Origin of the sequence: Streptomyces sp. (assembly GCF_035563135.1) — a bacterium.
Classification (GTDB): Bacteria; Actinomycetota; Actinomycetes; order Streptomycetales; family Streptomycetaceae; genus Streptomyces.
On the sequence record NZ_DATMVN010000552.1, the window covers coordinates 1 to 5,311 of the forward strand.

Genomic DNA, 5,311 nt, shown 5'->3' on the forward strand with positions numbered 1-5,311 from the left:
CGGCACCCCGACGAGTTCGTGCTCCCCCGGAGGGAACTCCTCCGGCCGTCCGAACGGGTCGCGACCGCCCTGTACCACCAGGGTGGGGACGCCCGCGCCGAGCAGCTCCCGCGCGCGGGACCTCTCCGGTTTCCCCGGCACGTGCAGCGGGAAGCTCAGGGCGAGCACCGCGCGGGCCCCGAGTTCCGTCGCCGTACGGCAGACCACCCGGGCGCCGGCGCTGCGCCCCCCGGCGACGACGGGAAGTCCCGGTGCGGTCAGCGCGGGCCACAGCCCCCGCCAGCCGGTGTCCAGGGTCCGGGGCGCCGGCGCCAGCTTCTTCCCGGCCACCCGCCACGGCTGCTCCACCAGCGCCACGGTCACCCGGCGGCCCGGCAGCACCGCGGCCAGGGCCTGGAGGTCACGGGCCTCGATGCCGCCGCCGGCTCCGTGGCCGACGGCGAGCACGAGACGGGCGTCCTTCGCGGGGAGCCAGGTGATCCTGGCCTCTCCGGCGTCCGTGCCGACGCTCTCCGTCTTCTGCGCTGTCCCTGTCGTACGGCTCACGCGCCCATCCTGCCCGATCAGAAGAGCGTGCCCTCCTCCGGCCCGGCCAGCTCCTCCAGGAGTTCCGGACCGTTGTTACGGACGTTGCTGACGGCGGTGCCCACCGGGTAGGCCCGCATGAGCCCGCCCGGCGGCGGCTCCAGCAGCGCCCTCAGCTCCTCGACACCGGTGTGCGAGGGGTCGAGCCAGTCGTCCCAGCGGTCCGGGGTCAGCATCAGCGGCATCCGGGGGTGGATCTCGGAGAGCGAGGCGGGCCCGTCCGCGGGCGCCACGGCGAGCGGGGCCGTCTCCGCCTCGGTGGTGATGACCGAGCAGGTCGCCCACCAGGCCCGCGGATGGTCGTCGGGCAGTGTCCGGTCGCGCCAGAACTCGTACAGGCCGGCCATGGCGAAGACCGAGCCGTCCGCGGGCGTCACGAAATACGGCTGCTTGCGCGGCCGCTTCTTCTTCCCCTTCTCCTCCAGCTGCCGCTCGTCGGCCCCGGTGACCCACTCGTAGTAGCCGTCGGCGGGCAGGATGCAGCGCCTCGACACGAAGGGGCGGCGGAAGGACGGCTTCTCGTGGACGGTCTCCGCACGGGCGTTGATCATGCGGGCGCCGCCCTCCGGAGACTTCGCCCAGGACGGCACGAGACCCCACTTCAGGGCGCGCAGCTGGCGAACCGGACGCTGGTCGTCCGCGTCCTTCACAGGACGCTCCAGAACCGCGTGGACCTCCTTGGTCGGCGCCACGTTCCAGTCGGGCTCCAGGGTTTCCGTCGGTTCCCACTTCTCCACACCGAAGAGTCCGGTCAGGTCTTCCGGCCGCCGACTCGCTGCATACCGTCCGCACATAAGTGCCAGACTGCCACGACCCGCCGGCCGAGTGGGTACCTCCGCCCCTCAAGCATCAAGGAGCCGCCCGCACCATGGACAGCACCGACCTGGGCGATCTGTGGGATCGCGTCTTCGGGACCCAGCCCGCTCCCGAGCAGTGGCTGGTGGTCGTCACGGCCACGGCGGCGCTCGTCGCGGTGGTGCCGAACCTCATATGGCGGCTCTCGCGCAACGCGATCACCATCGCGCACGAGGGAGGGCACGGACTGATCGCCCTGCTCACCGGGCGGCAGCTCTCCGGCATCCGGCTGCACTCGGACACGAGCGGCCTCACCGTCAGCCGCGGCAGGCCCACCGGTATCGGCATGATCCTCACGGCCGCGGCCGGCTACACGGCGCCACCGCTGCTGGGGCTGGGCGGCGCCTGGCTGCTGGCCGACGGCCGGATCACGCTGCTCCTGTGGCTGGCGACCGCGCTCCTGGCGGTGATGCTGGTGATGATCCGCAATCTGTACGGAGCGCTGACGGTCATCCTCACGGGTACGGCCTTCCTGCTGGTGTCCTGGCTGACCCCGGCCGACGTCCGGTCGGCGTTCGCGTACACCGTGGTCTGGTTCCTGCTGCTCGGCGGCGTGCGCCCGGCGTTCGAGCTGCAGTCCAAGCGCCGGTACGGCGGCGCCCCCGACTCCGACGCCGACCAGCTCGCCCGGCTGACGCACGCACCGGCCGCGCTCTGGCTCTTCCTCTTCCACGCGGTGTCGCTCTGCTCGCTGATCGGCGGCGGACGCTGGCTCCTCGGACTGTGAAGGCGCGTGATCGAAGGGCCTGCCCTTACCACCCTTGCGTTACATCCCGGTTTCATCCTTTTTGTTCAGGATCTGGGCTTGCGACGAGCCACTAAAGTGAGGGGCATGACCGAAAGTTCCGTGCACCCCGCCCTCTGGCCCGCCCCCCGAGCGACCGGGGCCGTCGATGCGACCGTCACCGTGCCCGGATCGAAGTCGGTCACCAATCGCGCCCTCGTCCTCGCCTCCCTGTCCTCGGAGCCGGGATGGCTGCGCCGCCCCCTGCGCTCCCGCGACACCCTGCTGATGGCCCAGGCGCTCCGCGCGATGGGCGTCGGCATCGAGGAGGGCGTGGGCCCGGACGGCTCGGGCGAGGCCTGGCGGGTCATCCCCGCCGGTCTGCACGGCCCGGCCCGGGTGGACGTCGGCAACGCGGGCACGGTGATGCGTTTCCTGCCGCCCGTGGCCTGCCTCGCGGACGGTCCCGTCCACTTCGACGGGGACCCCCGGTCCTACGAGCGGCCCCTGCACGGCGTGATCGGCGCGCTGAAGTCCCTGGGTGCCCGCATCGACGACGACGGCCGGGGAACACTGCCGCTGACCGTGCACGGCGCGGGAGCGCTGGACGGGGGACCGGTGTCCATCGACGCCTCCTCGTCCTCCCAGTTCGTCTCCGCCCTGCTGCTGTCCGGGCCCCGGTTCAACCAGGGCGTGGAGGTGCGTCACACGGGCTCGGCCCTTCCGTCCATGCCCCACATCCGGATGACCGTCGACATGCTGCGCTCTGTGGGCGCCCAGGTCGACGAGCCGGAGACGGGCGGCGAGCCCGACGTCTGGCGGGTCTCCCCCTCCGCCTTGCTGGGCCGCGACCTGACCGTCGAGCCCGACCTGTCCAACGCCCAGCCGTTCCTGGCCGCCGCGCTGGTGACCGGCGGCCGCGTGACGGTCCCCGACTGGCCGCTGCGGACCACCCAGCCGGGTGACGCGCTGCGCGAGATCTTCACCGCAATGGGTGGCGTGTGCGAGCTGACCGAGCGCGGCCTCACCTTCACCGGATCGGGCACGGTCCACGGCATCGACGTCGACCTCGGTGAGGTCGGTGAGCTGACGCCGGGCATCGCGGCCCTCGCCGCCCTCGCGGACTCCCCGTCCACCCTGAGCGGTGTCGCCCATCTGCGGCTGCACGAGACGGACCGGCTGGCGGCGCTCACCAAGGAGATCAACGGTCTCGGCGGTGACGTCACGGAGACCGCCGACGGCCTGCGGATCAGGCCGCGCCCGCTGCACGGCGGCACCTTCCACACGTACGACGACCACCGGATGGCGACCGCGGGTGCGATCATCGGCCTCGCCGTGGCGGGGGTGGAGATCGAGAACGTCGGTACGACGGCCAAGACCCTGCCGGACTTCCCGGAGATGTGGGCCGGCATGCTCGGGGAGCCCTCGGGGGCCGTCGGTGTCTCGCCCGGTGCGACCGCCGCCTCACCGGCCAGGCGCGGGGTCTGAGGCATGCGTCGCTACGGGAAGAATCCCGACGAGGACGACATCCGCGTCCGCCCCAACCCCAAGGGCAACCGGCCCCGCACCCACACGCGCCCCAAACACGAGGACGCCCAGGACGGCATGGTCCTCACCGTCGACCGGGGCAGGCTCACCTGTCTCGTCGACGGCCGCGCGGTGACGGCCATGAAAGCGCGCGAGCTGGGCCGCAAGGCCGCCGTGGTGGGCGACCGGGTCTCCCTGGTGGGCGACCTCTCCGGCGACAAGGACACCCTCGCGCGCATCGTGCGGATCGGCGCGCGTACGTCGGTGCTCCGCCGCACGGCGGACGACGACGATCCGTTCGAACGAGTGGTCGTCGCCAACGCCGACCAGCTGGCCGTCGTCACCGCGCTCGCCGACCCCGAACCCCGCCCGCGCATGATCGACCGCTGTCTCGTGGCGGCGTACGACGGCGGGCTCACCCCGCTCCTGGTGCTGACCAAGTCCGACCTGGCCTCGGCGGACAAGCTCCTGGAGGCGTACACCCCGCTGGGTGTCCCTTACATCGTGACCAGCCGCGAGGAGCTGGAGAACGGCGACGCGGCCGACCGGGTGCGGGAGCTGCTGAACGACCGGGTGACCGCCTTCGTGGGGCACTCCGGGGTCGGCAAGACGACGCTGGTCAACGCCCTGGTGCCGAAGGACCGGCGGCGGACGACCGGTGTGGTCAACGCCGTGACGGGGCGCGGCAGGCACACCACCACGTCGGCGCTCGCGCTGCCGCTGCCGGACGGCCGCGGCTGGGTGGTGGACACCCCGGGCGTACGGTCGTTCGGGCTGCACCATGTCGACCCCTCGCGGGTCATCAACGCCTTCCCCGATCTCCAGCCGGGCACGGAGAACTGCCCGCGCGGCTGCACCCATGACGGCCAGGAGCCGGAGTGCGCCCTGGACGCGTGGGTGGCACAGGGGCACGCCGATCCGGCGCGGCTCGACTCGCTGCGGAGGCTGCTCTCGACCCGGGAGCGGCGCGAGGGCGACTGAGCGACGGCGGCCGAGGCCCGACGCCGACGCGCGCACGTTCGCGGGCACTCACGGTCGGTAAGGGCATAATCGCGCAAGCAGGACGAAGCGTCACCTACGTGGGAGGCACCTGACGATGGCGTGGTTGCTGGTCGTGGTCGCCGGACTGCTGGAGACCGGCTTCGCCGTGTGTCTGAAGCTTTCCCACGGATTCACCCGGATCTGGCCGACGATCGCGTTCTGTGCGTTCGCCCTCGGCAGTTTCGGTCTGCTCACGATGGCGCTCAAGAAGCTCGATGTGGGCCCGGCCTACGCGGTGTGGACGGGCATCGGAGCGGCGGGGACCGCGATCTACGGGATGGTCTTCCTCGGCGACGTGGTCTCCACGCTCAAGCTGGTGTCGATCTCATTGGTGATCATCGGCGTGATCGGTCTGCAGCTCTCCGGTTCGGCGCACTGAGCCCGCCCGGAGGAGCCTGAGCGTTCCGCCGGCGCCGAGGGGGACGGGAGGACGGGCCGGAGCGCGATCCCGCAGTCCTCGCCGGCTCCGCGGGACCGCACGGTGTGGGGCCGTCCTTCGGCGCGGTCACGCCCCGGTCCCGGACGAGCGCGAGCAGCTCGGCGGGCGTGGGCGGTGCCGGTCCGGGAGCCGGCCGGACC

Annotated in this window: 6 protein-coding genes; 4 read left to right on the plus strand and 2 right to left on the minus strand. The window is 72.4% G+C overall.

What is annotated here, in order from left to right; translation table 11 throughout:
* Both VN520_RS24470 and VN520_RS24475 read right to left on the minus strand, forming a co-directional pair.
* The coding region (locus VN520_RS24470) for an alpha/beta family hydrolase (protein WP_325749091.1) at positions 1–546 on the minus strand (546 nt) is incomplete at its 3' end.
* Positions 547–563: 17 nt separating this feature from the next.
* The gene (locus VN520_RS24475; RefSeq protein ID WP_325749092.1) at positions 564–1,379 is read right to left on the minus strand and encodes an SOS response-associated peptidase; all 816 of its coding nucleotides are present in this window, start codon (positions 1,377–1,379) and stop codon (positions 564–566) included.
* Positions 1,380–1,453: 74 nt separating this feature from the next.
* On the opposite strand from VN520_RS24475, the gene VN520_RS24480 reads away from it, so the two are divergent.
* From VN520_RS24480 to VN520_RS24495, 4 genes are all read left to right on the plus strand, one after another.
* The gene (locus VN520_RS24480) at positions 1,454–2,167 is read left to right on the plus strand and encodes a M50 family metallopeptidase (RefSeq protein WP_325749093.1); all 714 of its coding nucleotides are present in this window, start codon (positions 1,454–1,456) and stop codon (positions 2,165–2,167) included.
* A gap of 105 nt (positions 2,168–2,272) precedes the next feature.
* On the plus strand, positions 2,273–3,652 hold the full coding sequence (aroA, locus tag VN520_RS24485; protein ID WP_325749094.1) for a 3-phosphoshikimate 1-carboxyvinyltransferase: 1,380 nt from the start codon (positions 2,273–2,275) through the stop codon (positions 3,650–3,652).
* A 3-nt stretch (positions 3,653–3,655) separates the two neighbouring features.
* Complete coding sequence (gene rsgA / locus VN520_RS24490) at positions 3,656–4,672, plus strand: ribosome small subunit-dependent GTPase A (protein WP_325749095.1); 1,017 nt, start codon at positions 3,656–3,658, stop codon at positions 4,670–4,672.
* Between the two features lie 115 nt (positions 4,673–4,787).
* Positions 4,788–5,111, plus strand: a complete 324-nt coding sequence (locus tag VN520_RS24495; protein ID WP_325749096.1) for a multidrug efflux SMR transporter — start codon at positions 4,788–4,790, stop codon at positions 5,109–5,111.
* Positions 5,112–5,311: the final 200 nt, after the last annotated feature.